Below are 26,424 nucleotides of genomic sequence, written 5' to 3'. Positions count from 1 at the left end.
TGGTGGTTTGTCCCGGCCAACGGCGGGTGGGGGGGGGGGGGGGGAGCTTTTTTGTTTTTCGCCGGGTGGGGGGGGGGGGGGGGGATGGGGGTCTTGTTCTTCTACGACTTCCCGTCCCGACAGGCCCGACCAGCGACCGGCAGGCCCGCCCGGCGAGCACAGGAAGCAGCAGATGGCCGTCCTCTCCCCCACCCAGCCCGCGCACCGACGCACCGGGCCTCCGTCCCGACCACCGCGACGCGTCGGGTTCTCTCAGCGGCTCGGCCGCTGGGACGTGAAGCTCTCGCCCTACCTGTACATCTCGCCGTTCTTCCTGCTCTTCGCGATCACAGGGCTCTTCCCGCTCGCGTACACAGCGTTCGTCTCCATGCACGAGTGGAACCTGCTGGGCGGCCAGGGGGACTTCGTCGGGCTGCAGAACTACACGGAGGTGCTCGCTCAGCCCGTCTTCTGGAAGTCGCTCGTCAACACGTTCTCGATCTTCGTGTTCTCGAGCATCCCGCAGGTGATCCTCGCGATCGTCATCGCGGCGCTGCTCGACCAGAACCTGCGCGCCGCCACCTTCTGGCGGATGGGTGTGCTGATCCCCTACGTCGTCGCGCCGGTCGCGGTCTCCATGATCTTCGGCCGACTGTTCGCCGACGACTACGGCCTCATCAACGAGCTCCTGGGCCTCGTCGGCGTCGACCCGGTCGGCTGGCACAGCGAGCGCATCCCCAGCCACATCGCGATCGCCACGATGGTGAACTTCCGCTGGACCGGCTACAACGCGCTGATCTTCCTCGCGGCGATGCAGGCCGTGCCCCGCGAGCTCTACGAGGCGGCCGTCATCGACGGCGCCGGCCGGGCCCGGCAGTTCTTCTCCATCACCGTGCCGCAGATCCGCGCCACCATCATCTTCATCGTCATCACCTCGACCATCGGCGGCCTGCAGATCTTCGACGAGGTCCGCATGTACGACGCGTACGGCCTCGGCGGCCCCGACAAGGACTGGATGACCACGGTCGTCTACCTGTACGACGTCGCCTGGGGCACCCAGAAGAACTTCGGCCGCGCGGCTGCGATCGCCTGGCTGCTGTTCCTGCTCATCGTCGTGATCGGCATGGTCAACTTCCTCGCGACCCGGCGCATCGCCACGTCCGGCCCGAGGGCGCCGAAGGTGAGCCGGCGGCACACGCAGGCGTTGCTGGCGCAGGCCCGCGCCGCCGCGGCCTCGTCGGCCGGGACGACGACGCGCCCCGCGGGGGCCCCGCCGACGTTCCCCCCGACCGGCACCACCACCGACACGACCACCGACCGGGAGGACCGCCGATGAGCTCCGTCGCCGTCACCGCCCAGACCGCCGGCCAGGGCGCGGCTCGCGCCGCCGCCAAGCGTCGCGACCGCGGTTCGCGAGCCACCCGCTCTGCCCAGCGCCGCCCCGGCACCGTCACCTACGTGCTGCTCGGGATCGCGCTGCTGATCTCAATCTTCCCGTTGTACTTCACGCTGCTGCTCGGGTCGTCCGACCCCGTGTCGATCGCGCAGAACGCCGTGCCGCAGTGGCTGCCGGACGCGAGCCTCTTCCAGCAGTTCGGGGAGGTCATCAGCTCCGACACGATCAACTTCTGGAAGGCGCTCGCGAACTCGGTGATCATCTCGGTGATCACGGCGGCGTCCGTGGTGCTGTTCTCCACGCTCGCCGGGTACTCGTTCGCCAAGCTGCGCTTCCGGGGGCGCGGGCCGCTGCTCGTGTTCGTCATCGCCACGATGGCCGTGCCGACCCAGCTCGGCGTGATCCCGATGTACATCCTCATGACGGACCTCGACTGGATCGGCAAGCTGCAGGCGGTCATCGTGCCAGCCCTGGTCACCGCGTTCGGGGTCTTCTGGATGACCCAGTATCTCTCCGAGGCCCTCCCGTACGAGCTCATCGAGGCCGCCCGCGTGGACGGCGCCTCCATGATCCGCACGTTCTGGTCGATCGCGCTGCCGGCCGCACGCCCGGCCGCCGCGATGCTGGGCCTGTTCACGTTCGTCCAGCAGTGGACCAACTACTTCTGGCCCTCGATCGTGCTCAACCAGGACAACCCGACGCTGCCCCTCGTCGTGCGGTCCCTGCAGTCCAACTACTTCGTGGACTACTCCCTCGTGATGGGCGGCATCTTCCTCGTGACGCTGCCCCTCCTCGTGATCTTCGCCTTCGTCGGCAAGCAGCTCGTCGCGGGCATCATGGCCGGCGCCGTCAAGGGCTGACCCACCGCTCGTCCGGGCTGACGTCACGCCCGCGCAGCCGCGCCGTCGCGCGGCTGCGTGGGCCCACCACCGATGGAAAGATCCGAATTCATGACCCTCCCCACCCCCGGCGCGCGCCGGGCGGCCCCCGGCACGACCGTGCCGTTCACGCCCAGCGCCCCTCTCACGAGCTCCCCGCACGCCACCGGGGCCGTCACGTTCCCCGACGGCTTCGTCTGGGGCGCGGCCACGGCCGCCTTCCAGATCGAGGGGGCGTCCACGGAGGGCGGCCGCGAGGACTCGGTCTGGGACGCGTTCTGCCGCATCCCCGGCGCCGTCGTGAACGGCGACGACGGATCGGTGGCCGACGACCACTACCACCGCTACCCCGAGGACGTGGCGCTCATGAAGCGCCTGAACCTCGACGCGTACCGGTTCTCGACGTCGTGGGCCCGGGTGGTTCCCGACGGGAAGACCGTCAACCAGGAAGGGCTGGACTTCTACTCCCGCCTGGTCGACGAGCTGCTCGCCGCCGACGTGCTGCCCTGGCTGACGCTGTACCACTGGGACCTGCCCCAGGCACTGGAGGAGCTGGGCGGCTGGCCGAACCGGGACACCGCGGCCCGGTTCGTCGACTACGCCGTGACGATGCACGACGCGCTCGGCGACCGGGTGAAGGTCTGGACGACGCTCAACGAGCCGTGGTGCTCCGCGTTCCTCGGCTACACCGCCGGGGCGCACGCCCCCGGACGCAAGTCCCCCGCGGACGGCCTCGCCGCGGCCCACCACCTCATGCTCGCCCACGGCGGCGCCGTCGAGGCGCTGCGCGAGCGGGACCCGGAGGCCGTGCTCGGCCTCACGCTCAACTTCACCGTGTCCGACCCGGTCGACCCGACGGACCCGGCCGACGTCGACGTCGCGCGCCGCGACGACGGCATGTTCAACCGCTTCTTCCTCGACCCGATCCTGCGCGGCGCCTACCCGCAGGACCTGCTCGACGACGTCGCGCACCTCGGGTTCGCCGACGTCGTGCGCGAGGGCGACCTCGAGGTGATCTCCACGCCGATCGACGTGCTCGGCGTCAACTACTACAACGGCGGCGCGGTCTCGGCCCGACCGCAGGGCGCCGCCGGCGAGACCCCGGCGGGCACGGCCGACCCCGGCGGCGAGCGCGTCGACGCCGCGGTGTGGGAGACCCGCTCCCCCCACCCGGTGCCCGACGGCATCTACCACCACAGCCGCGGCCTGCCCCTCACGGACATGGGCTGGGAGGTGCAGCCGGAGGGTCTCACCCGCCTGCTGACGCGGCTGCAGCGCGACTACACCGGGCCCCGCGGCACGTCGATGTACGTCACCGAGAACGGCGCCGCGTACCCCGACGTCGTGCAGGCCGACGGGAGCGTCGACGACCCGGACCGCCTCGCGTTCGTCGACGTGCACCTGCGCGCCGTCCGCGACGCGATCGACGCCGGCGCCGACGTGCGCGGCTACTTCGCCTGGTCGCTGCTGGACAACTTCGAGTGGGCCCTCGGCTACTCCAAGCGCTTCGGCCTCGTGCACGTGGACTACGAGACGCAGGAGCGGACCGTCAAGTCCTCCGGCCGCTGGTACGCCGACGTCGCCCGCTCGGGCGTCGTGCCGGCCCGCGACGGCGCGGACGCAGAGTAGTCTCCCGACGTGGTCATCGAGCATGCCAGCCCGACGCTGGACGACGTCGCCCGGGCTGCGGGGGTCTCGCGGTCCACGGCCTCGCGCGCCATCAACGGCGGTGACCGGGTGTCGCCCGAGGCGCAGACCGCCGTCGACGACGCCGTCGCCCGGCTCGGGTACGCCCCGAACCGGGCGGCCCGCTCGCTGGTCACCCGGCGCACCGACTCGATCGCCCTCGTGGTGCCCGAGCCCGACGCCCGCATCCTCACCGACCCGTTCCTCGCGGGCGTGCTGCGCGGCGTCAGCGAGGGCCTGACCGGCACCGAGCTGCAGCTCGTGCTGCTGCTCGCCCGCGCGGGCGAGCCCCCGGGCCACATCGCGCGATACCTGCGGTCGGGGCACGTGGACGGCGTCATCGTCGCGTCGCACCACAAGGAGGACCAGCTCGAGTCCGAGCTCATGCGGTCGCACCTCCCGTCGGTCTTCGTCGGGCGGCCGTTCGACACCGAGTCCCTGCACTTCGTCGACGTGGACAACGCCTCGGGCGGGCGCACCGCCACCCAGCGCCTCGTGGACCGCGGCTGCACGCGCGTCGCCACGATCACCGGCCCGCTCGACATGACCGCGGCCGTCGACCGTCACGAGGCCTGGCGGCACACGCTCGAGGACGCCGGGCTGCCGGCCGTCGCCGTCGAGAACGGCGACTTCACGGTGGCGGGCGGGGCGGCCGCGATGGAGCGGATCCTGGCGCGGCACCCGGACGTCGACGGCGTGTTCGCCGCGTCGGACCTCATGGCCACGGGCGCGCTCCAGGTGCTGCGCGAGGCCGGCCGGAGCGTGCCCGACGACGTCGCCATCGTGGGCTTCGACGCCCTCGGCGCGGAGCGGACGACGCCGCGCCTGACGACCGTGCTGCAGCCCGTGGTCGAGATGGTCACGGCCGCGACGGCGACGCTGCTCGACGTGCTCGCGGGCCACGAGCCGCCCGTGCGCCCGCAGATCTTCGTGCCCCGGCTGATCGAGGGCGAGTCCGCCTGACGGCCGCTACCGTGCGCGGGAGGGCGGCGGCACCGCGCCGCCGCGAGGCGACGGAGGCGGCATGAGCGACGCACCCACGGTCCAGACCTTCACCACGACCCTGCTCGCGACCGGCGGCAGCAACGTCGGACTGCCCGTGCCCGACGACGTCGTCGCGGCGTTCGACCGCGGCCGGCGCGTCCCCGTGGTCGTGACCGTCGACGGCGGCTTCACGTACCGCAACACCGTCTCGTCGATGGGCGGCCGGTTCCTCGTCTCGTTCAACGCCGAGACCCGCGCGGCCACCGGCCGCGGCGCCGGCGACGAGGTCGAGGTGCGGCTCGAGGTCGACGACGCGCCCCGCACCGTCGAGGTGCCGCCCGCGCTGGCGGCCGCGCTCGCCGCCGACCCGGCGGCCACCGCCGCCTGGGCGAGGCTCTCGCCGAGCAGGCAGAAGGCGCACGCCCTGAGCGTGGACGGCGCCAGGACCGACGAGACGCGCGACCGCCGGGTCGCGAAGGTGCTGGAGTCGCTCGCCGGCTGACCGCGCGTCCCGCCCGGGCGCACGGCAGCGGCCCGCCAGATCGCTCTGACGGGCCGCCGCCGTGTGCCGGGCGCGATCGGTCAGCCGCGCCGCGGGGTGTCGTCGTCCACGCCGACGGCCGTCTGCACGGCCTCCCGGTAGTCGGCGGCGAGCTGCGACGGGTTCTTGCCCAGCTGCGAGTTGCGGTAGCCGTACAGGAAGTAGATCGCGAAGCCCAGCGCGAGCCACACGAGGAACCGCAGCCACGTCTCGACGTCCAGCTGCAGCATCAGCCACAGGCACAGCACGCCCGAGACGATCGGCAGCACCGGCGACCACGGCACGCGGAAGTGGTCGGCGTGGGCCTCGCCGCCGCCGGCCTTCAGCTGGCGCCGGCGCAGGATCGGGATGCCGAAGCTCACCAGGACGAACGCCGACAGGGTGCCGATGTTCACCATGTTGCCGAGCACGTCGACCGAGAAGAAGCAGGTGACGATCACCAGGAGCGCGGCGGTACCGACCTGGATCATCACCGGGGTGCCGCGCTCCGACGTCTTCGACATGCCGCGGGGCAGCAGGCCGTCGCGGCTCATCGCGAACACGATCCGGGTGAGGCCGAGCATGAGCACCATGACCACGGTCGTGAGGCCCACGAGGATGCCGACCGTGATGACCTGCGTGGCCCACGCCGGTGCGTTCGGCTGCAGCTGGAACGCGGTGATGATCGTCGCGGACGCTCCGCCGTCGGGCGTGGCGTCGCGCAGCTGCTGCGGGGTGGCCATGCCGGAGAGCGCGATCGAGACGGCGATGTAGAGGCCGGTGCAGATCGCGAGGCCGCCGAGGATGCCGCGCGGGACGTTCCGGCGAGGGTTCTTGGTCTCCTCCGCCGCGGTGGCGACGACGTCGAACCCGATGAACGCGAAGAACACGGTGCCGGCACCCGCGAGGATGCCCATCACGCCGCCCACGGACAGCTCGGCGCCGGCCATCCAGGAGAAGAGGGTCTGCGTCATCGTGGTGCTGTGCGTCGTGGACTCGCCGAACGACTCGGGGCTCGGCACGAACGGGCTGAGGTTCGACGCGCTGAAGAACGCGAAGCCCACCACGATGATGAGCAGCACGATGGCGACCTTGATGGCCGTGAGCACGCCGGTGACGCGCGTCGAGAGCTTCGTGCCGACGGCGAGCAGCGTGGCGAGCACGACGATGAGGATGGCGGTGCCCCAGTCGAAGGACACGCCGCCGAGGTGGATCGTGTTGTGGACCCCGGACGCGACGCCGTCCGCGTCCACCCCGCCGAGGCCGAACACGTTGAGGAAGTTGTCGAAGTACAGGCCCCAGGCCTTGGCGACGACGGAGGCGGCGAAGAACATCTCCAGGATGAGGTCCCAGCCGATGATCCAGGCGAGCAGCTCACCCATCGACGCGTAGGAGAACGTGTACGCGGAGCCGGCCACCGGCATGTACGACGCGAACTCGGCGTAGCACAGCGCCGCGAGGGCGCACACGACGCCGGCGATGACGAACGAGATCACGACCGACGGGCCGGTCTGCGTGGCCGACACCTGCGCGGCCTTCGAGAAGATGCCGGCGCCGATCACCACGGAGATGCCGAGGACCATGAGGTCCCAGGCACCGAGGGTGCGCTTGAGCTGGCGCTGGGGCTCGTCGGACGCCGCGATCGTCGCTTCGATCGAGCGCCTCCGCATGAGCTGCATCGTTGAGACTCCTTACGGGAGTGGTCTGTACCACCGGGTCTCGGCGGCCGGGAGACCTTACACCGCCCGGCCGCCGCGGTGAACGGGGTGTTCAGCGCAGCTCGACGCTACGCCCGGTCGCGCTCCGCCGTCACTCGTGCGGGGCGGCGGGACGCGCCGGGGCGTCGAGGTCCGCGGAGCGTGCGGTGATCCAGGCGTCCACGCGCTCCCACTGGTCGAAGAGCCAGAGCTCCCGCCCCTCGACGTCGGCGGGCAGGTCGTCGACGCGCGTCAGGGTGCCGCCCAGCACGATGGTCTTGTCCATCGGCAGCTCGCGCCAGATGTCCTTGACCGTGACGAGGCGGTCGAGGCCGGTGTGCGCGACGACCAGCACGGCGGCGTCGGGGGCGACGGCGTCGAGCGCGGACAGGAACCCGCCCGCGTGCGGCACCATGACGTGCGGCATGCGCTCGGCCCGGTCGGCGAGGGCGTCCTTGCCGCGGGCCCGGAGCGCCTCGATCCGCTGCGCACGGCGCCGGGGCGTCACGTTCCCGCCCTCGGGGAACAGGACGAGGGCGTCGTCGGCGCCCAGGTCGGCCGAGATGCGCGTGATGGTCTCCGCGGCGCCGGGCTGCCCCGGCCTGCGGCGTGCCAGGGGCGTGACGAAGGCCGCGGGCAGCCGGCCCAGGAGGACGTCGATCGCCGGGTCCCACTGCAGCGTGTCCTTGAGGACGACGGCGGGTGCACGGCGGGCGCGACCGAGGAGGACGTCGACCAGGATGAACGAGTCCCCCGGCCCGGCGTGCCGGCTGAGCACGAGGACGGGGACGTCGGGCAGCCTCGCGCCCTCCTCGACCTCGACGACGATGGTCAGCCGCAGCGTCCACCGCACCTGCCAGAAGAGGACGGCCAGCGCGGCCCGCGCCACGGCGACGTGCGCCCGCTGCACCCAGGGCCGGTGCATCGCCAGCCCGAAGCCGGACGCCACCCACAGCGCGAACAGCACCACCAGCGCGGCGGCGTCCCACAGCACGTAGAACGACAGCATCCACAGCAGCCGCAGCACCCGCAGGCGCCCCGGCAGCAGCCAGGTCAGCGCGGCGCCGACCACCAGGGCCAGCATGATCGACGTCGGCACCAGCAGCACGGCCAGCAGCACCACGAGCGGCGCCAGCACGACCCGGCGGACCCACCGGGGCGGGGGCGCGATCACGGCTGCCCCGCGTCCGGCGGCGGTGACCCGGGCGGCGGCGCCGCCGCGAGGTACTCCCGAGCGGCGGCGTAGGACTGGGCGATGCGCGACGCGGTGGAGTCCATGCGCCGGAACGCGCCGAGCTTCTCGTCCCCCGGCAGCGCGCCGCCGGTCGGCAGCACGTGCACGGTCGCGACCCGGCGGGCCTCCTCCAGCTCCCGGAAGTACCGGTGCCGCCGGGCGATCTCGAAGCTGACGCGCGCGACGTCGGACGGCTTGGACGGCACCGTGAGCGGCTCCTCGACCCGCCCCACCTGCAGCACGTAGACCGTGGTCGCGCCGCGGCGCACGGCCTCGCCGAGCGGGATCGAGTTCACCATGCCGCCGTCCACGTAGTGCTCGCCGCCGATCTCGGTGGGCGGCAGCGCGCCCGGCACCGACGCCGACGCGAGCACCGCCTCGACCAGCGGCCCGGAGTCGAACCAGTGCTCCGACGCCCGCTCGATGCTCGCGGCGGCGACGACGAGCGGCACGGCGAGGTCGTCGAAGGTCGTCTTCTCGCCCAGGGTGCCGGCGATGAGCCGGCGCAGCGCGGCCGGGTCGTACAGGTGCGTGCGGGACTTGGCGAGGCGGCCGAGCTGCCGGTACCAGGCCTCGCCGTAGACCTCGTTCGCCGTCGGGGACGCCCACGCGGCACCGAGGCGGTCGACGACGGCGACGCTCGGGTCGGCCGCCACGGCGGCGCCGTTGATCGCGCCGATCGACGTGCCGACCACGAGGTCGGGGGCGACCCCCGCCTCGAACAGCGCCTGCAGCATGCCCACCTGGACGGCGCCGCGCACACCGCCGCCGCCGAGCACGAACGCCACCGTCATGGCCGCGATCGTGCCACGCCGAGATCGAGAGGGCACCCGCGCGAGACGGAGAAACCCCCTCCCGCGAGACAGAGATTCTCTGTCCCGCGGGAGGGGGTTCCCCTCTCGCGGTCAGGCGTGCACGTGCCCGTACCGGTGGCGGGTGCGGCTGACGGCCTGCTCGCGCACGACGGCGAGCAGCTCGCGCCGGCCGCTGGCGACCACGGGAGCGTCGAGCACGGTCACGGTGCCGAGGCGCGTCGCGGCGGCCTCGCGCAGGCCCGGCGCGCGGCCGACCACGCGGACGCGGCCGGTGACGCGGCCCGCGGCGACGGCGGCGGCGAAGTCCTCGTGGGACGTCGGCGCCTCGTGCGGCACGCCCCAGCCGGAGTCCGTGTCGGGGACGACGACGGCCGGCACGCCGGCGCGCTTCGCCGCGGCGAGCACGCGCCGCACCTCGATCGGCAGGGCGCCGTCGCCGACGCGCACGGTGAGGCGGTCGATCGGCCGGTAGCGGAAGGTGTTCTCCTCCACCGTCAGGCCCGACTTGTCGTGCCCGACGCCGATCTCCGTGGCCCAGGCGGCGTCGTCCGACGCCTGCGCCGCGGCGAGCCAGCCCTCGGGGTCGTTCGTGCGCGACGGGACGTCGGCGTCCGCCCACGCGCCGAGCTCGGCGACGTAGTTGGGGCCGCCGGCCTTGGCGCCCGGGCCGACCGCCGAGGCCTTCCAGCCGCCGAACGACTGCCGCTGCACGATGGCGCCGGTGATGTGCCGGTTGACGTACACGTTGCCGGCCTCGACGCGGTCGAGCCACGTCGCGATCTCGTCGTCGTCGAGGGAGTGGATGCCCGCGGTGAGGCCGAAGTCCACCTGGTTCTGCAGCCGGATCGCCTCGTCCAGGTCCTTGGCGGTCATGATGCCGAGCACGGGGCCGAACACCTCGGTGAGGTGGAAGAACGACCCCGGCGCGACGCCGTCGCGCAGGCCCGGCGACCAGAGCCGGTCCGCCTCGATGCCGGCCGCGGCGGCCGCGTCGTCCAGGCGGCGCGGGCGCACGAGCCACGACTCCCCTGGCTCGAGGGTCGTGAGCGCGCGCAGCAGCTTGCCCTGCGCGGGCTCGGTCAGGGGTCCCATGACGGTGGACAGCTCGGTGGGCGAGCCCACCGCGAGCGACTGCACGGCGTCGACGAGCTGGCGCCGGAACCTCTTGCCGGTCTCGGTGGCCGGGTCGCCCACGGAGCCGACCAGGATGACCAGCGACGCGGCCGAGCACTTCTGCCCGGCGTGGCCGAAGGCGCTCTTGACCAGGTCGGACACGGCGAGGTCGAGGTCCGCCGACGGCGTCACGACCAGCGCGTTCTTGCCCGACGTCTCCGCGAGCACCGGGCGCTCCGGCCGCCAGGAGGCGAACAGCTCGGCCGTCTCGATGGAGCCGGTGAGGATCACGCGGGCGACGTCGGGGTGCGTCACGAGGTGCTGGCCGAGGTCGCCGTCCGGCACCCGCAGGAACTGCACGACGTCGCGCGCGACCCGCGGGTCGAGGCCGATCTCCGGCGCGACCTGGTCGAGCGCGGCGTGCACGGCCTCGATCGCGAGCTCGTAGCAGCGCGGCGTGGTCGGCGCCGGCTTGGCGAGCACGGTCGACCCGGCCGCCAGCGCCGCGAGGGCGCCGCCCGTCGGGATGGCGACGGGGAAGTTCCACGGCGGGGTGACCAGCGTGACGCCGTCGGGCGTGAACGTGGCGCCGTCCACCTGCTCCAGGGCCTCGGCCATCGCGGCGTAGTAGCGGGCGAAGTCGATCGCCTCGCTGACCTCGGGGTCGGCCTCGGCGACGGTCTTGCCCGGCTCGTGCACCATGGCGGCGACGAGGTCCGTGCGGCGGCCCTCGAGCTCGCGGGCGGCGGCGCGCAGCACGCGCGCGCGGTCGGCGGGCGCGACGGCGCCCCAGGCGCGCTGGGCGGCGACGGCGCGGGCGACGGCGTCGTCGATCGCCTCGGTCGAGGCGACCTCGGGAGCCTGCACCGGGACGAACCCGGATTCCGGCCCGACGACGCTCCGGGCCCACGCGCGGTGCGCGGCCACGGCGGGGTCGGTGTCGACGGCGTTGCGGAACGGCTCCGCGGTCGGGCAGCCGGCGGCGGTGGGCGCGGTGGCCCCACCGGCGAACCGGTCGCGGCGGCGCGGCGCGACGTCCACGGGCCGGTAGTGCACGCCGTGCGTCACGGACGCGCGGAAGGCGAGCTCCTGGCGCTCCATCGGGGTGGACGCGACGCCGGTCGCACCGGTGGCGGGCGCGAAGGCGGCGTGCAGGAAGTTCTGCTCGGCGGCGTTCTCCTCGAGGCGGCGCACCAGGTAGGAGATCGCGACGTCGAAGTCCTCGTCGCGCACCACCGGCGTGTACAGCACGACGTGGCCGCCGTCCTTGGCCACCTCGTCGCGCACGAGGCGCGCCTCGATGGGGGCCATGCCCTGCAGCATCTCGATGTCGAGGCCCTCGGTGACGCCGCGGCCGCGGGCGAGCAGCACGGCGAGCGCGACGTGGAAGAGGTTGTGCGACGCCACCCCCAGCCGGACCGCGGAGGTGCGGTCGGCGCGCAGGTGGTGGTCGAGGATGCGCACGTAGTTGGCGTCCACGTCCGGCTTGGTGGGGTACGGCGCCTGAGCCCAGTCGTGCAGCTCGGCCTCGACGTGCTCCATCGCCAGGTTGGCGCCCTTGACGAGGCGCACCTTGATGCGCGCGCCGCCGTCGGCCACGCGCTTCTGCGCGAACTCGGTGAGCTCGTCGAGCGCGCCCATCGCGTCGGGCAGGTAGGCCTGCAGCACGATGCCGGCCTCGAGGTCCTTGAACTCCTCGCGGTCGAGCACCTGCGTGAAGACCGCGGTGGTCAGCGCGAGGTCCTTGTACTCCTCCATGTCGAGGTTGAGGAAGACGCCGTGGTCGCGCGCGGCCCGGTACAGGGGCAGCAGGTGCTCGACGACGCGCTCGCGCGAGCCGTCCAGGTCCCAGGTGACGAGCTGCGCCGCGACGGAGGACACCTTGACGGAGACGTAGTCGACGTCGGGCCGGCGCACCAGGTCGATGGTGCGCTGCAGGCGGGCGGCGGCCTCGTCGTCGCCGAGCACCGCCTCGCCGAGCAGGTTGACGTTGAGCGTGTAGCCCTCGGCGCGGGTGCGGGCGAGGTGCGCGGTGAGGCCCTTGCCGGCGTCGGCGACGAGGTGGCCGACGAGCTGGCGCAGGCGCACGCGCGCGGCGGGGACGACGACGGACGGCAGCACGGGGGCGACGACGGCGCCGACCTTGAACAGGGTGCGGTCGACGGGGCCGAGGAAGGTCGCCGAGCCGGCGTCCCGCCCGAGGCGGGCGAGCGCGGTGGCGGCGACGCCGACGTCCTGCGGGCGCGCGACGTCGTCGACGAACCCGACGGCGAGCTCGAGCCCGGCCGGGTCGGAGACGAGCGAGCCGAGCCGCTCGGCGGTGGCGCGCGTCTTCCGGTCGGCGCGGGTGGTCGACCCGGCAGCGCCGGAGGAGCCGGAGGCGACGGCGATCCAGTGGTGGGCGAGGGCGACGGCGTCCTCGACCAGGGCTTCGGCGCCCGCGTCGGTGGGGGCGCTCTGCACGGCGGATGGGGTGGCGCCGCCGCGCGCCGGAACGGAGGTACTCATGCCCCCAGGGTGCGCCCTCCGGCCGGGGCCCGTCTTGTACGATCGGGCGCGCGATGGGAGCAGATTCCGACAACACCACCGGCACCGCGGGCGACGCCCCGGGAGAGCCCGTCGGCGACCCCGCGCCGGTCCGCGCCGAGGCCGCGCCGGACGTCCCCGGCACCGCGGCTCTCATGGCCGCCCTGTCCCCCGTGATGGTGGACCTCATGGACGAGCTGTCGGACGTGATGTTCTGCGCCAAGGACGCCGACGGCCGCTACCTCGCCGTGAACCAGGTGTTCGTGCGCCGCACCAACGAGCGCTCCCGCCGCCAGGTGCTGGGCCGCCGCGCCGTCGACCTCTTCGTGCCCGAGCTGGCCGAGCGCTACGAGGCGCAGGACGCCGAGGTGCTGCGCACGGGCCGCCCGCTGCGCAACGAGCTGGAGCTCATCCGCCGGGTGGGCGGCACGCCCGGCTGGTTCCTCACCGCGAAGCTGCCCGTGCGCGACGCCGCGGGCCGCGTCGTCGGCCTCGTCTCCGTGTCGCAGGACCTGCGCTCGGGCGACGCCGACGACGCGACGATGGACGCGATGGCGCGCCTGGTGGCCGCCGTCGAGCGGCACCTCGACGCCTCCCCCGGCGACCCGCTGTCCGTGGCCGACCTGGCGCGGCTGTCGGGCAGCACGCCCGCCGTCCTGGACCGCCGGGTGCGCAAGGTCTTCGGGCTCTCGCCGCGCCAGCTCGTGCTGCGCACGCGGGTGGACCGCGCCGCGCACCTGCTGACGTCCACGACCACCCCGCTCGCGGAGGTCGCCGCCGCGGCGGGCTTCTACGACCAGCCGTCGTTCACCCGCACGTTCGCCCGGCTCACGGGCGAGACGCCGTCGTCGTTCCGGCGCCGCGCCCGCGCCGCGGGCTGAGGCTCACCCGCCGAGCACGGGCGCGAGCGCCTCGACCAGCTGCTGCACGCCGAGCACCACGAACATCAGCGTCACCAGCCCGAGGATCACGTTCGTCAGCGGCCGGTTGCGCCACCGCTCCGGCACCCGCGACGAGTTCATGAGGATGAGCAGCGTGATCGCGAGGAACGGCATGAACAGCGAGCCGAGCGCGCCGTAGGCGACGACGAGCGCGATGGGCTTGTCGAGCAGGAGCAGCAGCATCGGCGGGAACGTGAGCCACAGGATGTACGCCCTGTAGTAGCTGCCGCCGGCCTTGCGCCGCGGGTCGTCCTCCGCCAGCCCGCGGACCGTGGCGACGAAGTCCGCGAACATCAGCGAGACTCCGTTCCACACGCCCAGCACCGACGAGAACGACGACGCCCAGAAGCCGACGAGGAACAGCGGCGCCATGAACGTCCCGTACCGCTCGGCGAGCACGTCGGAGAGGTCGACCAGGCCGCCCTCGCCGTCGGCGACCGTGATGCCGGAGGAGTACAGCAGCTCGGCGCCCACGATGAGCATGGAGATGACGAAGACGCCCGATATGACGTACGCCATCGCGTTGTCGATGCGCATGACCTTCATCCAGCGCGGCGCGTACCAGCCCTTCTCCTTCAGCCAGTACCCGTAGGCCGCCAGCGTGATCGTGCCGCCGACGCCACCCGCCAGGCTGAGCGTGTAGAGGATCGAGCCCTCCGGGATGCGGGGCACCAGGCCACCGAGGATCTGGCCGAGGTTCGGCACCGTGAGGACCGCGGAGCCGACGATCGTCACGAACATGACGCCCACGAGCACGGCGATGACGACCTCGAACATCTTGTACTTCCCGAGCCAGACGATGGCCGCGCCGATCAACCCCATGCCGATCGCGAACCAGATCAGGTCGACCTGCGGGAACAGCGCGACGAGCGGCAGCGCCGAGCTCGACATCGCCGCGGCGCCGTAGCTGAAGCCCCACACCACGATGTAGACGCCGAAGTAGACGCTCGCCCACGCGCCCAGCGACTTCCAGCCGTCGAAGATCGTGCGGTTCGTGGCGAGCGACCAGCGGCCCGCGCCCTCCACCAGCACGATCTTGATGATCACGCCGAGGACGGCCGCCCAGAGCAGGGTGTACCCGAACTTGCTGCCGGCGACGAGCGTGGCGACCAGGTCCCCGGCGCCGATGCCCGTGGCCGCGACGACCAGGCCGGGGCCCACCAGGCGCCAGCGGGGGCGTTCCACGTCGGAGCCGTGGTCGAGGTCTCGGTCGAGGGCGGGGGGTGTGACGTCCTTGTCAGCCATGTCGCCGGAGGCTACCGCACGGATGTTCCGGTCCTGTGACATACCGGGTGCGTCGGCGGGCCCCGCTGCACGATTCCCACAAGAGAGCCGCCCCAGCACGCCCGCCGCCTCGCCGCGTGTGTACGACCTGCACAAACGGACTCCCCCGAGCGTTGGTCCACCTCGGTCATGACCGCGACCGCCTGCCGCCCCTAGCGTCGTCGTCATGACCGCAGCCGTGCTTCCTCTCTCCCCCGCCCGCCCGCGCCGCGTCCTCGCGGACCTGCTGCCCGGGGCGCTCGCCCGCGACGCCGTCCTCGTCGTCGCGGTGGCCGCCCTCACCGCGCTGGCCGCCCAGGTCGTCGTCCCGGTGCCCGGCCTGCCGGTGCCGCTCACCGGCCAGACGTTCGCCGTCCTGCTGGGCGCCGCCGCCCTCGGCCCCTGGCGCGGGGCCGCCGCCCAGGCGGTCTACCTCGCCGCCGGCGTCGCGGGCCTGCCCGTGTTCGCCGGCGCGACGGCGGGCTGGGAGTCCGTCGCCGGCGCGTCCGGCGGCTACCTCGTCGGCTTCCTCCTGGCGGGCGTGGTCGTCGGGGCGCTCGCGCGCCGCGGCGCCGACCGCCGCGTGCTGTCCACCGTCGGCACCTACGCGCTCGGCACCCTCGCCGTCTACGCCGTGGGCGTGCCGTGGCTCGCGGTGAGCACCGGGATGCCCGTGGGCGCCGCGCTGCTCTCCGGCGCCGTCGTCTTCCTGCCCGGTGACGCGCTCAAGGCCGCGCTCGCCGCCGCGCTGCTGCCGACCGCCTGGCGGTTCGTGCGCTGAGGCGCGCCCCGAGCCGCCGGTCGAGCTTGTCGAATCGCCGCCCCTCGGTCTCGACAAGCTCAACCGGCGGCATCGTCGGGTCAACGCCCGGACACGGCTCCGTAAGGTGGCGGGTTTCGCCCGCTGGAGGGCCTGCGGGAGCGGCTACGGTGGGCGCCGAGGCCCACCATCCCGGGCCGCGCCACCCCTGCCGGGGCCCCTGACCGGGGTCCTCGGCACCGTGTCCTGGAGGACCCGTGACGACGACGACGTCGATGACCTCGACACCCCTGCCCGACACCCCGGCCGCGCCGGCCGCCCCCGCCCCGCGGACGAGCTCCCCGCTCGACACGGCGCACAGCCAGCTCGACAGCGCGGTGGCCGTGCTCGGCTACGACGCGGGCCAGCGCCAGATGCTGGCCACACCCCGCCGCGAGATCCACGTGGCCGTGCCCCTGCGGCGCGACGACGGCGAGACCGTCCTCTTCCACGGCTTCCGCGTGCAGCACAACATCACCCGCGGCCCCGGCAAGGGCGGCCTGCGCTACGCGCCCGGCGTCGACATCGACGAGGTCCGCGCCCTCGCCATGTGGATGACCTGGAAGTGCGCCATCGTCGACCTGCCGTACGGCGGCGCCAAGGGCGGCGTCGCCATCGACCCGCGCGACTACTCGACGGCCGAGCTGGAGCGCGTCACCCGCCGGTACACCTCCGAGATCATGCCGATGATCGGCCCGGACACCGACATCATGGCGCCCGACATGGGCACCGACGAGCACACCATGGCCTGGGTCATGGACACCTACTCGGTGAACCGCGGGTACACGATCCCCGCCGTCGTGACCGGCAAGCCGCTGGCGCTGGGAGGATCCCGCGGCCGCGGCACCGCCACCAGCGCCGGCATCGTGCACGTCACCGCCGCGGCGCTCGGCGAGGCTGGCGTGCCGCTGACCGACGTCACGGTCGCCGTGCAGGGCTTCGGCAAGGTGGGCTCGCACGCCGCCGCCATCTTCGCCGCCCGCGGCGCCACCGTCGTCGCGGTGAGCGACCAGTACGGCGGCGTCCGCAACGACGCGGGCCTCGCGATGGACCGCCTGTTCTCGCACGTCGCCGCGACCGGCTCCGTCGTCGGCTTCGACGGCGCCGACCCGCTGTCCAACGAGGAGCTGCTCGGCCTCGACGTCGACGTCCTCGTGCCCGCCGCGGTCGAGGGCGTGCTCGACGGCGTCACCGCCGCCTCCGTGCGGGCGCGCTGGGTGGTCGAGGGCGCCAACGGACCGACCACCACCGACGGCGACAGCGTGCTCGCCGCGAACGGCGTCACGGTCGTGCCGGACGTGCTCGCCAACGCGGGCGGCGTCGTCGTCTCCTACTTCGAGTGGGTGCAGGCCAACCAGACCTACTGGTGGTCGGAGGAAGAGATCGCCGACCGCCTCGAGCACCGCATGACCTCCGCGTACGGCGACGTCTCCGCGCTCGCCAAGCGCGAGGGCCTGTCACTGCGCGACGCCGCGCTGGTCATCGGCGTGCAGCGCACCGCCGAGGCGCACCGCATCCGGGGGCTGTACCCCTGAGCACCGACCGGACGGACCCCGCGTCGCCCGCGGCCGACGACCTGGGACCCGACCTGGAGCCCCTCGTCGCACGGCTGCGGGCGGCGGGCTGCGTGTTCGCGGAGGACGAGGCGGCGCTGCTGCTGGAGGCCGCGCCCGACGACGCGGCCGAGCTCGAGGGCCTGGTCGCGCGGCGCGCGGGCGGCGAGCCGCTGGAGCACGTGCTCGGGTGGGTGGAGTTCGCCGGCCGCCGCTGGTCGGTGGGGCCCGGCGTGTTCGTGCCCCGGCGCCGCACGGAGCTGATGGTCGCCGCAGCGCTCGCGCTCCCCGCCCCGGCCACCGTGCTCGACCTGTGCTGCGGCTGCGGCGCGGTGGGCGGTGCCGTGCTGCTGGGGCTGCGCGCCGCCGGGACCGATCCCGTGCTGCACGCGAGCGACGTCGAGCCCGCCGCGGTCGTGCACGCCCGGCGCAACCTGGCGCCGCTCGGCGCCGCCGTGCACGAGGGGGACCTCCTCTCCGTCGTCCCCTCCGTGCTGCGCGGCCGCGTCGACCTGCTGCTGTGCAACGCGCCCTACGTCCCCACCGACGCCATCGCGACGATGCCGCCCGAGGCGCGCGACCACGAGCCCGCGGTCGCGCTCGACGGCGGCGCCGACGGCCTGGACGTGCTGCGCCGCGTCGTCGCGGCGGCGCCCGGCTGGCTCGCGCCGGGCGGGTCGTTGCTCTTCGAGGTCGGCACGGACCAGGTGCCCGGTGCGACGACGCTCGTCGAGGCGCACGGGCTGCGCGCCGCCCTCGTCACCGACGAGGACCCGGACGCCGAGGACGCCACCGGCGGCACCGTCGTCGTCGCCACCCTGGACACGAGGTAGCAAGGACTCTGCCGAGGGAGGACGAGACCGGCCGAGGTCATCGACTACCTCACCGAGATTCGTCCGGTCGCACTGCGTGAAGTGCGGGGGACAGGGGTGCGGAGCGCCTGCTGGTCCTCCCTCGGCAGAATCCTCCCTACCTCACGGTCAGGCGCGGGGCTGCTTCTCCGCCCAGTCGGCGAGGGTGACGCGCGGGCCGGTGAAGAACGGCACCTCCTCGCGCACGTGGCGCCGGGCCTCGGTCGCGCGCAGGTCGCGCATGAGGTCGACGATGCGGTGCAGCTCGTCCGCCTCGAACGCCAGCAGCCACTCGTAGTCGCTCAGCGCGAACGTGCTCATCGTGTTGGCGCGCACGTCCGTGTACCCGGCCGCGGCCATGCCGTGGTCGCGCAGCATCGTGCGGCGCTCGTCGTCGGGCAGCAGGTACCAGTCGTAGGAGCGCACGAACGGGTAGACGGAGAGGTAGTCGCGGGGGCGCTCGCCGGCGAGGAACGCGGGCACGTGGCCCTTGTTGAACTCGGCGGCGCGGTGCAGCGCCACGACCGACCACTCGGGCGCCAGGGACGCACCCAGACGCGAGGCGCGCAGCCGCTGGTAGGCGCCCTGCACGGACTCGACCGACGGGCCGTGCACCCACACCATGAGGTCGGCGTCGGCGCGCAGGCCGGCGACGTCGTACACGCCGCGCACGACGACGTCGCCCTCGGCGCGGGCCGGGTCGCGGGCGTCGTCGGGCTGGCCGTCCCAGAGGGCGGCGTCCGCCTCCGCGGCGAGCTCCGCGCGCTCGGCGTCGCCCGCCGGCAGCGGCTCGGCGGTGGAGAAGACCGCGATCATGGCGTACCGGATGGACTCGTTGATCGAGGCGGCGTCGACGGTCTCGCCGGTGTCGCCGTGGATGTGGCTGTCGGTCATGACGTCCTCTCGGGGCGGGTCAGGAGTGCAGGTCGACGCTGCACAGGGCGGGGATGCCGCTCGGCTCGCCGTCACGCCGCAGGCAGCAGCCGGGCGCGCACACCGAGCGGAAGGCGGGGAGGTTGCCGACCGTCTCCTCCACGACGTCCTCGCCGCGGGCGATGGCCGCGCGCTCGAGCAGCAGGTCCACCAGGCCGGACACGAACGCCGGCCGGGTGCCGACGGTGCCCGCCCGGACCGCGGTCATGCCGAGCTCGGTGGCCGTGGCCATCGCCTCGGTGTCGAGGTCGTAGGCCACCTCCATGTGGTCGGAGACGAACCCGATCGGGGACAGGACGACGTCCTTGAGGCCCTGGCCGGCGCGCTCGGTGAGCAGGTCGTTGACGTCCGGCTCGAGCCACGGCTGCGACGGCGGGCCGGAGCGCGAGCAGTACGCCAGCTCCCACTCGACGGCGTGCCCGCGCACCTCGGAGACGACGGCGGCGATGACGGCGGCGACGTCGAGGTGCTGCGCGGAGTACGTGGCGTGCGAGACCTGGGACGCCGCCTCCATCGTGTCGGGGATGGAGTGCGTGACGAAGACGAGCTTCGCCGCCGCCGGGACGCCGCCCTTCGCCTCGAGCGCCTCGTAGCCCTCGAGGACGGCCTCGGCGTTGGCCGCCACGAAGCCCGGGTGGTTGAAGTAGGAGCGGATCTTGTCGAACTGGACGCTCGTGGAGCCCTCGGCGCCGAGCTGCCCGCGCTTCTCCAGCGTCACGGCGAGGTCCTCGCGGTACTGCCGGCAGCCGGAGTAGGACGAGTAGGCGGACGTGACGAGCGCGACGGCGCGCTTCGCGCCCAGGCGCTCGAGCTCGTCGATCGCGTCGGTGGTGTAGGGCTCCCAGTTGCGGTTGCCCCACACGACGGGCAGGTCGAGGCCGCGCTCGGCGAGCTCGGCCTCCAGCGCCGCCTTCAGCGCGAGGTTCTGCTCGTTGATGGGGCTCTTGCCGCCGAAGCCGTAGTAGTGCTCGCCGACCTCCTCGAGCCGCGAGTCGGGGATCCCCTTGCCGGCGGTCACGTTGCGGAGGAACGGGACGACGTCCTCCGGCTTGTTCGGACCACCGAAGGAGTACAGGAGCAGGGCGTCGTAAGGGCCGGCATCGGCCGACTGGGGGGTCAGCGACATGACTGCCATCATGGCACCGGCCCGGGAGCCGGCCCGTCGAGAACGGCCCCCGGCCGACGTGACGTTGATGGCACGCGTTGTCATCTCCGGTCAGGGATGCCCGCCTGCGCGAGGCGGAGCCGGTCCAGCACGTCGCGCAGCCGCTCGAGCTCCTCGGTCGGGAGCGCCTGCCCCACGTACTCGGCGATGGTGCGCACGTGCGCGAGCCCGGTCTCGCGCTGCCGCCGCGCCCCCTCCGCGGTGAGCCGCACCAGGGTGCCGCGGGCGTCGTCGGCGGGGACCGAGCGGGCGACAAGCCCGCGCCCCTCGAGCCGTTCGACCATGCGCGACAGCGACGACTGCGCGATGAGCATCCCCTCGTTGAGGTCGCGCAGCCGCAGCTCGCCCCGGGGCGCGCGCGACAGGGTGAACAGCACGTCGTACTCCCGCATCGACAGGTCGCGCCAGATGTCGTCGGCCTGGAAGCGGCGCATCAGCGTGACCTGCGCCCGGAACAGCGACTCCCAGGCCTCGGCGGCGAGGCGGACGTCGGGGGCCGGCGGCCGGGTCCCGACGTGGCGCTCGGGCGGGGTGGGGGACGTCGGCGTCGGCTCGGGCGGGGTCACCGTCGCAGTGTGCCGCAGGCCTCCGACGGACGCCCGACGACGTCCCCGTCAGGCCGGCTCAGCGGCCGAGCCGTCGCTCCCGCCGGGAGAAGTCGCGCAGCGCGCGCAGGAAGTCCACGCGGCGGAAGTCGGGCCAGTACGCCTCGCAGAAGTACAGCTCCGAGTGCGCGCTCTGCCACATGAGGAACCCGCCCACGCGCAGCTCGCCCGACGTGCGGATGACGAGCTCCGGGTCGGGCTGGCCCTTGGTGTACAGGTGGGCGGCGATGTCGTCGACGTCGATCCGCTCGGCCAGCTCCTCGAGCGACGCCCCGGTGGCGGACTCCTGCTTGAGGTACGACCGGACGGCGTCGGCGATCTCGTGCCGGCCGCCGTAACCGACGGCGACGTTCACCTGCAGGCCCCGGACGTCCTTCGTCGCCTCGGCCGCGGAGCGCACGGCGTCCGCGAGCTCGCCCGGCAGCAGGTCCAGCCGGCCCACGACGCGCAGCCGCCAGCGCCCCGACTCCGCGAGGTCCTGGACGGCGTCGCGGATGATGTCGAGCAGGTCGGCGAGCTCGGACGCGGGGCGCGCGAGGTTGTCGGTGGACAGCATCCAGAGGGTGACGACCTCGACGCCGAGCTCCTCGGCCCAGCCCAGGAACTCCGCGATCTTGTCCGCCCCGCGCCGGTGCCCCGTGGCCGCGGTCTCGCCGAACGACCGGGCCCACCGCCGGTTCCCGTCGAGGATGACGCCGACGTGCCGGGGCGTCTGCGCCGTCGGCAGCGAGGCGGCCAGGCGCCGCTCGTACAGGCCGTAGAGCAGGTGGGGCATGCGCACGCGGGACCTCGAGGGTTCGGGCCGGGCCGCGGGCGCGCGACGGCGCGGGCACCCGGCGGGGGCGGGACGGACGGAGAGCGGGACAACGGTACCGCTCCCGTGGACCCGCAGGTCCCGGGCCTGGCGGACGCCCGGCGACGCCCCGCAACCCCTGCGCACGATCTTCACGGCGCGGGGTCGCTGCGCCCGCGCCGCGTCCCCTACGCTGGCGTAACCTACGGATGCGTAGGTTTGTCGTCCGATCGAGAAGGAGCACCCGTGGCAGCAGCCGCCCAGCCGAACGGCCACCGGGCCGACCGCCTCGACGTCGACGACGTCAAGGAGGTCGCCCGCGAGGCGAAGGGCGTCATGGGCGACGCCGTGCAGACCGTGTCGGCGGCGGCCGCCGGGAAGGCAGCCCTCCTCAAGCCGCACCTGCGGGGCTGGATCCACGCCGTGACGACGCCGCTGGCGCTGGCCGCCGCGATCGTGCTCGTCGTCCTCGCCGACACCACCGCCGACAAGGTCGCGTGCGCGGTCTTCGGCGTCACCGCCGTCATGCTGTTCGGCACCAGCGCGGTCTACCACCTCGGCACCGGCACCTGGTCGCCCCGCACCGCCGCCGTCCTGCGACGCCTGGACCACGCCAACATCTTCCTCATCATCGCCGGCACCTACACGCCCCTGGCCGTGATGCTGCTGCCGCGCGGCACCGCCACCGTGCTCCTCGCCGTCGTCTGGAGCGGCGCGATCCTCGGCCTCGTCGGGCGCGTGCTGTGGATGAGTGCGCCGCGCTGGCTCTACGTCCCGGTCTACGTGGCGCTGGGCTGCGTCGCCGTCGGCTACATCCCGCAGTTCGCCGCCGCGGGCGGCGCCGCCGTCGCCTGGCTGGTCGCCTCGGGCGGCATCGCGTACATCCTCGGCGCCGTCGTGTACGGCACCAAGTTCCCGGACCCGTCGCCCCGCTGGTTCGGGTTCCACGAGATCTTCCACGCGCTCACCGTGGTCGGCTTCACCTGCCACACCGTGGCGATCTACCTGGCGGCCCTGTAGCCGCGCGCGGCCGGGCCCGGCCGGCTCAGCCCGCGGGCACCACGAGGTAGCGCCGGTTCGCCAGCGACGGGTTCTGCCGGCGCACCTGGGCCAGCGGCTCCGGGTCCAGGTCCACGGTGCGCACCTGCGGGGTCTCGTCGAGCTCGAGGCCGACGACGCCGTCCGGCCCGGCCAGGAGCGACCGGCCCACCAGCCCGGGGCCGGACATCCCGACGCCGATCACCACCGCCGTGTTCTCGATGGCCCGCGCGCGGATCAGGGTGCGCCAGTGGTCCGCCTTGAGCGGGCCGTCCACCCACGCCGCCGGGACGACGATGACGTCGGCCCCGGCGTCCACGAGCCGGCGCGCCGACTCCGGGAAGCGCAGGTCGTAGCAGGTGACGACGCCGAACGTGAGGTCCCCCAGCCGCAGCACGAGGGGCGGCACACCGGCCGGGCCGGGCTCGAGACGGTCGGACTCGCGCGTGCCGAACGCGTCGTAGAGGTGCACCTTGCGGTACGCGCCGACGACCGTGCCCGTCGCGTCGACCGCGACGACGGTGTTGAACGCGCGCGTGGGGGGCTCGGGCGCCGAGCCTGCCGCCGGCGTCGTCCCCGTGATGGCGGGCAGCGAGCCCGTCACCGCGGGGAACGAGCCCGTCACGGCGGGGAACGCGCCCGTCACGGCGGGGAACGCGCCGCTGACGGCGGGGAACGCGCCGGTCACGGCCGGGTGCTGGCCGGTGCTCGCGGCCGGGGCGCCGTAGGCGGGCAGGGTGGTGCCGGCCACCACCGCGATGCGGTACCGCGCGGCGTGCTGGCGCAGGGCGGTGACGAACGGGCCGTCGAGCGGCTCGGCGTGCTCGACGCCGACGCCGTGCGGGTCGTAGCCGGAGGAGTACTCGGGCAGCACGAGCAGGTCCGCGCCCACGCGGCCGGCGGCGAGGAAGGCCTCGGCGACCGCCTCGCGGTTGGCGTCGTGGTCGGCCGTGATCGCGAGCTGGCCGACCGTGACCCGCACGCTCGCGCTCATCGGCCGGGCTCGCCGTCCGCGTCGTCACCCGTCCCGCCGTCGCCGGCACCGCCGTCGCCGCGCGGCCCGTCACCGTCGGACGCGTCGCCGGGCGCACCGGGGCCCCGCCCCGGGCCGTGGAGCCCGAAGTGCTTGGGCTCCTCGAGCGGGATGCCCTGGTCCTCGGCGTTGCGCTGCGCGCGGCGCAGGTGCCGCGTGAGCGACAGGAAGAGCAGCACGCAGGCGACGGCCACGGCGAACGTCGCGACGAACCCGGCGAGGCCCGGCGTCACCTGGAGCTCGTCCGGCCCCTGGCCCGGGCTGGGGCTCGGGCTGGGCGCGGCGGCGAGCAGGGTCCAGACGGCGCTCATCGGACCTCCTCGCGGAGGCCGGCGAACAGGTCGTCCTCGGGCAGCGACGTCGGCACACGCGAGTCGGCGAGCTCGTACTCCTCCGTGGGCCACACGTCGGCCTCGAGGTCGCGCGGGACGGCGAAGAAGAACCCGTCCGGGTCGATCTGCGACGCGTGCGCCACGAGGGCCGCGTCCCGCTGGGCGAAGAAGTCCGCGACGGCGACGTGCGTCGTCGCCTCCCGCTCGGGGATCTCACGCGCCGCCCGCGACTCGATCCAGTCGCCGAACGGCGACTCCAGGCCGGCGCCCTGCATCGCCTCGTGCACGGCGCGCATGCGCGCCATCGAGAAGCCGTGGTTGTAGTAGAGCTTCAGCGGCTCCCAGGGCTCCGCGCCGCCCTCGACGACGTACCGGGAGGCGTCGCCCGCCGCGTGGTAGGCCTCGAACGACACCTCGTGGCACTTGATGTGGTCGGGGTGTGGGTACCCGCCGGACGGGTCGTACGTCGTCATGACGTGCGGGCGGAACTCGCGCACGAGCTCGACGAGGGGCGCGGCCGCCTCGTCGAGCGGCACCAGGCCGAACGAGCCCTCGGGCAGGGGCGGCAGCGGGTCGCCCTCCGGCAGCCCGGAGTCCACGAAGCCGAGCCAGGCCTGCCGCACGCCGAGCGCCTCGGCCGCGGCCGCCATCTCCAGGCGGCGGACCGCCAGGCGACCCTCGATGCTGTCGAACTCGTGCCCCTCGGGCACCTGGAAGCTCGGGTTGAGCACGTCGCCCCGCTCGCCGCCCGTGCAGGTCACGACGAGCACCTCGACCCCCTCGGCGGCGTACCGCGCGGTGGTCGCGGCGCCCTTGCTGGACTCGTCGTCCGGGTGCGCGTGCACCGCCATCAGACGCAGGGGCTCGGGCCGCGGGGTGGGCGGCACGGAGGAGGCGGAGGACAAGGTCCCTCCCGGGGTGACGGGTCGGCGTTGAGGTTCAGGGACAATGGTGCACCATGAGCGAGCCCGGCAGCCCCACTCCCCCCGCCGACCGGTACGGCACGTCGCCCGGTCGGCAGGACGGCCGCCGCCCGCTCGGTACGGGGGCCAAGGTGGCGATCGGCGCCGCCCTCGCGGCGGCGGTCGGCGTGGCCGCCTGGTTCTCGGTCGAGCAGACCCGCCGGGACCCGGTGACGGTGGAGATGGTGGGCTTCGACGTCCGCGACGCCGAGCAGGTCGACGTCACCTTCCAGGTGCACATGCCGCCCGGCACGACGGCGGTCTGCGACGTGGAGGCGCTCGCGCAGAGCTACGCCCAGGTCGGCACCCTCGAGGTGCCCGTCGGCCCGGTCGAGCAGCAGACCTCCACGTACTCCGTCACCGTGCGCACGTCCGAGGAGGCCACGACCGCGGTCGTCGAGTCCTGCGACGTCCCCGACGCCTCCTGACGCCGCCCCGGGCCCGACGTCCGACCGGGGTCACCCTGTTCGCCCAGGGCAGAGGCCTGGGTTCTGTCGCCTGCCCGGGCTATCCTGAGGGATTCACACGCAGTCCTGCCCCAGCCGACGCGCGTGCCGACGCCCGTCGGTCGCCCGCGCACGGCCGAAACAGGCCATCGAGCACCACGAAAGGAGAGCCCTCGTGACCGAGAGCACTGTCACCTGGCTCACCCAGGAGGCTCACGACCGGCTGCAGGCCGAGCTGGAGCACCTCTCCGGCCCCGCCCGCACCGAGATCGCCGAGCGCATCGCCGCCGCCCGCGACGAGGGCGACCTCAAGGAGAACGGCGGCTACCACGCCGCCCGCGAGGAGCAGGCGAAGAACGAGGCCCGCATCCGCGAGCTCACCGAGAAGCTGCGGCACGTCCAGATCGGCACGCCCGCGGACGACGGCGTGGTGGAGGCCGGCATGGTCGTCACCGCGGTCGTGGCCGGGGACGAGATGACGTTCCTGCTCGGCTCCCGCGAGATCGCCGGCACCACCGACCTCGACGTGTACTCGCCGACGTCGCCGCTCGGCGCCGCGATCGACGGGCACCGCATCGGCGAGAAGGTGGCCTACACCGCGCCGAACGGTCGCGAGATCCCCGTCGAGATCCTCAAGGCCACGCCCTTCGCGGGCTGACCTCCCCCGGGCCCTGCCCGGCACCGACGCATGCCCTGGGCGTGCCCGTCCCGACGGGCACGCCCATCGTCGTCCCGGCGACACACCCCGGCGACTTCACCCCCGCCGGTCTCATCATCCGAGACAGATGGCGATCCACAGAACCGTCGATGATCCGTCGATGGTCGACACGACCTTTCGTTGCGCTGCCAACGATCAGAGCCCCGCCGCCACGCCCGGCCGGT

At 73.9% G+C, this 26,424-nt stretch carries 24 protein-coding genes; 12 read left to right on the top strand and 12 right to left on the bottom strand.

Annotation, left to right across the window (positions count from 1 at the left end; translation table 11 throughout):
• Positions 1 to 172 precede the first annotated feature (172 nt).
• The 5 genes from ACFCZN_RS11920 to ACFCZN_RS11900 all read left to right on the top strand — a co-directional run bounded on the left by ACFCZN_RS11920 (position 173) and on the right by ACFCZN_RS11900 (position 5,425).
• Complete coding sequence (locus tag ACFCZN_RS11920; RefSeq protein WP_429764578.1) at positions 173 to 1,315, top strand: carbohydrate ABC transporter permease; 1,143 nt, start codon at positions 173 to 175, stop codon at positions 1,313 to 1,315.
• Positions 1,312 to 2,235, top strand: a complete 924-nt coding sequence (locus ACFCZN_RS11915) for a carbohydrate ABC transporter permease (RefSeq protein ID WP_429764577.1) — start codon at positions 1,312 to 1,314, stop codon at positions 2,233 to 2,235. Before ACFCZN_RS11920 ends, ACFCZN_RS11915 begins: the two co-directional genes overlap by 4 nt.
• Positions 2,236 to 2,325: 90 nt before the next feature.
• Positions 2,326 to 3,882 (top strand): glycoside hydrolase family 1 protein, encoded by a 1,557-nt coding sequence (locus tag ACFCZN_RS11910; protein ID WP_430556929.1) that lies wholly within the window; start codon positions 2,326 to 2,328, stop codon positions 3,880 to 3,882.
• 9 nt (positions 3,883 to 3,891) lie between these two features.
• Entirely contained in the window at positions 3,892 to 4,902 is a 1,011-nt protein-coding gene (locus ACFCZN_RS11905) for a LacI family DNA-binding transcriptional regulator (protein ID WP_430556928.1), read from the top strand.
• A gap of 61 nt (positions 4,903 to 4,963) precedes the next feature.
• Entirely contained in the window at positions 4,964 to 5,425 is a 462-nt protein-coding gene (locus tag ACFCZN_RS11900; protein ID WP_430556927.1) for a YdeI/OmpD-associated family protein, read from the top strand.
• 80 nt (positions 5,426 to 5,505) lie between these two features.
• Here the strand turns inward: ACFCZN_RS11900 and ACFCZN_RS11895 are convergent, their stop codons facing one another.
• From ACFCZN_RS11895 to ACFCZN_RS11880, 4 genes are all read right to left on the bottom strand, one after another.
• Complete coding sequence (locus ACFCZN_RS11895; RefSeq protein ID WP_430556926.1) at positions 5,506 to 7,122, bottom strand: APC family permease; 1,617 nt, start codon at positions 7,120 to 7,122, stop codon at positions 5,506 to 5,508.
• 130 nt (positions 7,123 to 7,252) lie between these two features.
• Positions 7,253 to 8,314, bottom strand: a complete 1,062-nt coding sequence (locus ACFCZN_RS11890) for a 1-acyl-sn-glycerol-3-phosphate acyltransferase (protein WP_429764572.1) — start codon at positions 8,312 to 8,314, stop codon at positions 7,253 to 7,255.
• Positions 8,311 to 9,168 carry a patatin-like phospholipase family protein gene (locus ACFCZN_RS11885; RefSeq protein WP_430556925.1) on the bottom strand — a complete coding sequence of 286 codons (858 nt, stop codon included), beginning with the start codon at positions 9,166 to 9,168 and terminating at the stop codon, positions 8,311 to 8,313. The genes ACFCZN_RS11890 and ACFCZN_RS11885 overlap by 4 nt, the downstream gene beginning before the upstream one ends.
• A 111-nt stretch (positions 9,169 to 9,279) precedes the next feature.
• Positions 9,280 to 12,810 (bottom strand): proline dehydrogenase family protein, encoded by a 3,531-nt coding sequence (locus tag ACFCZN_RS11880; RefSeq protein WP_430556924.1) that lies wholly within the window; start codon positions 12,808 to 12,810, stop codon positions 9,280 to 9,282.
• A 53-nt stretch (positions 12,811 to 12,863) separates the two neighbouring features.
• Between ACFCZN_RS11880 and ACFCZN_RS11875 the strand changes: the two genes are divergently transcribed.
• Positions 12,864 to 13,709, top strand: coding sequence for a helix-turn-helix domain-containing protein (locus ACFCZN_RS11875; RefSeq protein WP_430556923.1), 846 nt, complete (start codon positions 12,864 to 12,866; stop codon positions 13,707 to 13,709).
• A gap of 3 nt (positions 13,710 to 13,712) precedes the next feature.
• On the opposite strand, the gene ACFCZN_RS11870 is transcribed toward ACFCZN_RS11875, so the two are convergent.
• On the bottom strand, positions 13,713 to 15,014 hold the full coding sequence (locus ACFCZN_RS11870; RefSeq protein WP_429764568.1) for an Nramp family divalent metal transporter: 1,302 nt from the start codon (positions 15,012 to 15,014) through the stop codon (positions 13,713 to 13,715).
• Positions 15,015 to 15,219: 205 nt separating this feature from the next.
• Between ACFCZN_RS11870 and ACFCZN_RS11865 the strand changes: the two genes are divergently transcribed.
• The 3 genes from ACFCZN_RS11865 to ACFCZN_RS11855 all read left to right on the top strand — a co-directional run bounded on the left by ACFCZN_RS11865 (position 15,220) and on the right by ACFCZN_RS11855 (position 18,217).
• A complete protein-coding gene (locus ACFCZN_RS11865) occupies positions 15,220 to 15,813 on the top strand; it encodes a biotin transporter BioY (RefSeq protein WP_430556922.1) in 594 nt (197 codons plus the stop codon).
• Positions 15,814 to 16,067: 254 nt separating this feature from the next.
• The gene (locus ACFCZN_RS11860; RefSeq protein ID WP_430556959.1) at positions 16,068 to 17,366 is read left to right on the top strand and encodes a Glu/Leu/Phe/Val dehydrogenase; all 1,299 of its coding nucleotides are present in this window, start codon (positions 16,068 to 16,070) and stop codon (positions 17,364 to 17,366) included.
• Positions 17,367 to 17,407: 41 nt separating this feature from the next.
• Entirely contained in the window at positions 17,408 to 18,217 is an 810-nt protein-coding gene (locus ACFCZN_RS11855) for a putative protein N(5)-glutamine methyltransferase (protein WP_430556958.1), read from the top strand.
• Positions 18,218 to 18,364: 147 nt separating this feature from the next.
• Here the strand turns inward: ACFCZN_RS11855 and hemQ are convergent, their stop codons facing one another.
• The 4 genes from hemQ to ACFCZN_RS11835 form a co-directional block, all read right to left on the bottom strand.
• A complete protein-coding gene (gene hemQ / locus ACFCZN_RS11850) occupies positions 18,365 to 19,129 on the bottom strand; it encodes a hydrogen peroxide-dependent heme synthase (RefSeq protein ID WP_429764565.1) in 765 nt (254 codons plus the stop codon).
• Positions 19,130 to 19,148: 19 nt separating this feature from the next.
• On the bottom strand, positions 19,149 to 20,294 hold the full coding sequence (locus ACFCZN_RS11845) for a ferrochelatase (RefSeq protein ID WP_429764564.1): 1,146 nt from the start codon (positions 20,292 to 20,294) through the stop codon (positions 19,149 to 19,151).
• A gap of 80 nt (positions 20,295 to 20,374) precedes the next feature.
• Positions 20,375 to 20,899, bottom strand: a complete 525-nt coding sequence (locus tag ACFCZN_RS11840) for a MarR family winged helix-turn-helix transcriptional regulator (RefSeq protein WP_430556921.1) — start codon at positions 20,897 to 20,899, stop codon at positions 20,375 to 20,377.
• 58 nt (positions 20,900 to 20,957) lie between these two features.
• Positions 20,958 to 21,719 (bottom strand): isoprenyl transferase, encoded by a 762-nt coding sequence (locus ACFCZN_RS11835; protein WP_429764562.1) that lies wholly within the window; start codon positions 21,717 to 21,719, stop codon positions 20,958 to 20,960.
• Between the two features lie 258 nt (positions 21,720 to 21,977).
• On the opposite strand from ACFCZN_RS11835, the gene ACFCZN_RS11830 reads away from it, so the two are divergent.
• Positions 21,978 to 22,751 (top strand): PAQR family membrane homeostasis protein TrhA, encoded by a 774-nt coding sequence (locus tag ACFCZN_RS11830; protein WP_429764561.1) that lies wholly within the window; start codon positions 21,978 to 21,980, stop codon positions 22,749 to 22,751.
• Positions 22,752 to 22,776: 25 nt separating this feature from the next.
• On the opposite strand, the gene ACFCZN_RS11825 is transcribed toward ACFCZN_RS11830, so the two are convergent.
• The 3 genes from ACFCZN_RS11825 to mca are packed head-to-tail and all read right to left on the bottom strand — an operon-like array spanning position 22,777 to position 24,985.
• A complete protein-coding gene (locus ACFCZN_RS11825) occupies positions 22,777 to 23,763 on the bottom strand; it encodes a nitrilase-related carbon-nitrogen hydrolase (RefSeq protein WP_429764560.1) in 987 nt (328 codons plus the stop codon).
• Positions 23,760 to 24,113, bottom strand: coding sequence for a hypothetical protein (locus ACFCZN_RS11820; protein WP_429764559.1), 354 nt, complete (start codon positions 24,111 to 24,113; stop codon positions 23,760 to 23,762). Before ACFCZN_RS11820 ends, ACFCZN_RS11825 begins: the two co-directional genes overlap by 4 nt.
• Positions 24,110 to 24,985 carry a mycothiol conjugate amidase Mca gene (mca, locus tag ACFCZN_RS11815; protein ID WP_429764650.1) on the bottom strand — a complete coding sequence of 292 codons (876 nt, stop codon included), beginning with the start codon at positions 24,983 to 24,985 and terminating at the stop codon, positions 24,110 to 24,112. Before mca ends, ACFCZN_RS11820 begins: the two co-directional genes overlap by 4 nt.
• Positions 24,986 to 25,092: 107 nt before the next feature.
• Here mca and ACFCZN_RS11810 point away from each other — a divergent pair, with 107 nt between their 5' ends.
• Together ACFCZN_RS11810 and greA are read left to right on the top strand one after the other, a co-directional pair.
• Positions 25,093 to 25,524 (top strand): DUF4307 domain-containing protein, encoded by a 432-nt coding sequence (locus ACFCZN_RS11810; RefSeq protein ID WP_429764558.1) that lies wholly within the window; start codon positions 25,093 to 25,095, stop codon positions 25,522 to 25,524.
• 193 nt (positions 25,525 to 25,717) lie between these two features.
• Positions 25,718 to 26,200: a transcription elongation factor GreA gene (gene greA, locus ACFCZN_RS11805; RefSeq protein WP_429764557.1), complete on the top strand. Its 483-nt coding sequence runs from the start codon at positions 25,718 to 25,720 to the stop codon at positions 26,198 to 26,200.
• Positions 26,201 to 26,424: the final 224 nt, after the last annotated feature.

The organism is Isoptericola sp. NPDC056134 (genome assembly GCF_042264825.1).
Taxonomy (GTDB): domain Bacteria; phylum Actinomycetota; class Actinomycetes; order Actinomycetales; family Cellulomonadaceae; genus Isoptericola; species Isoptericola nanjingensis.
The sequence above is the reverse complement of the archived record's forward strand: the minus strand, read 5'-3'. Positions and strand labels throughout refer to the sequence as shown.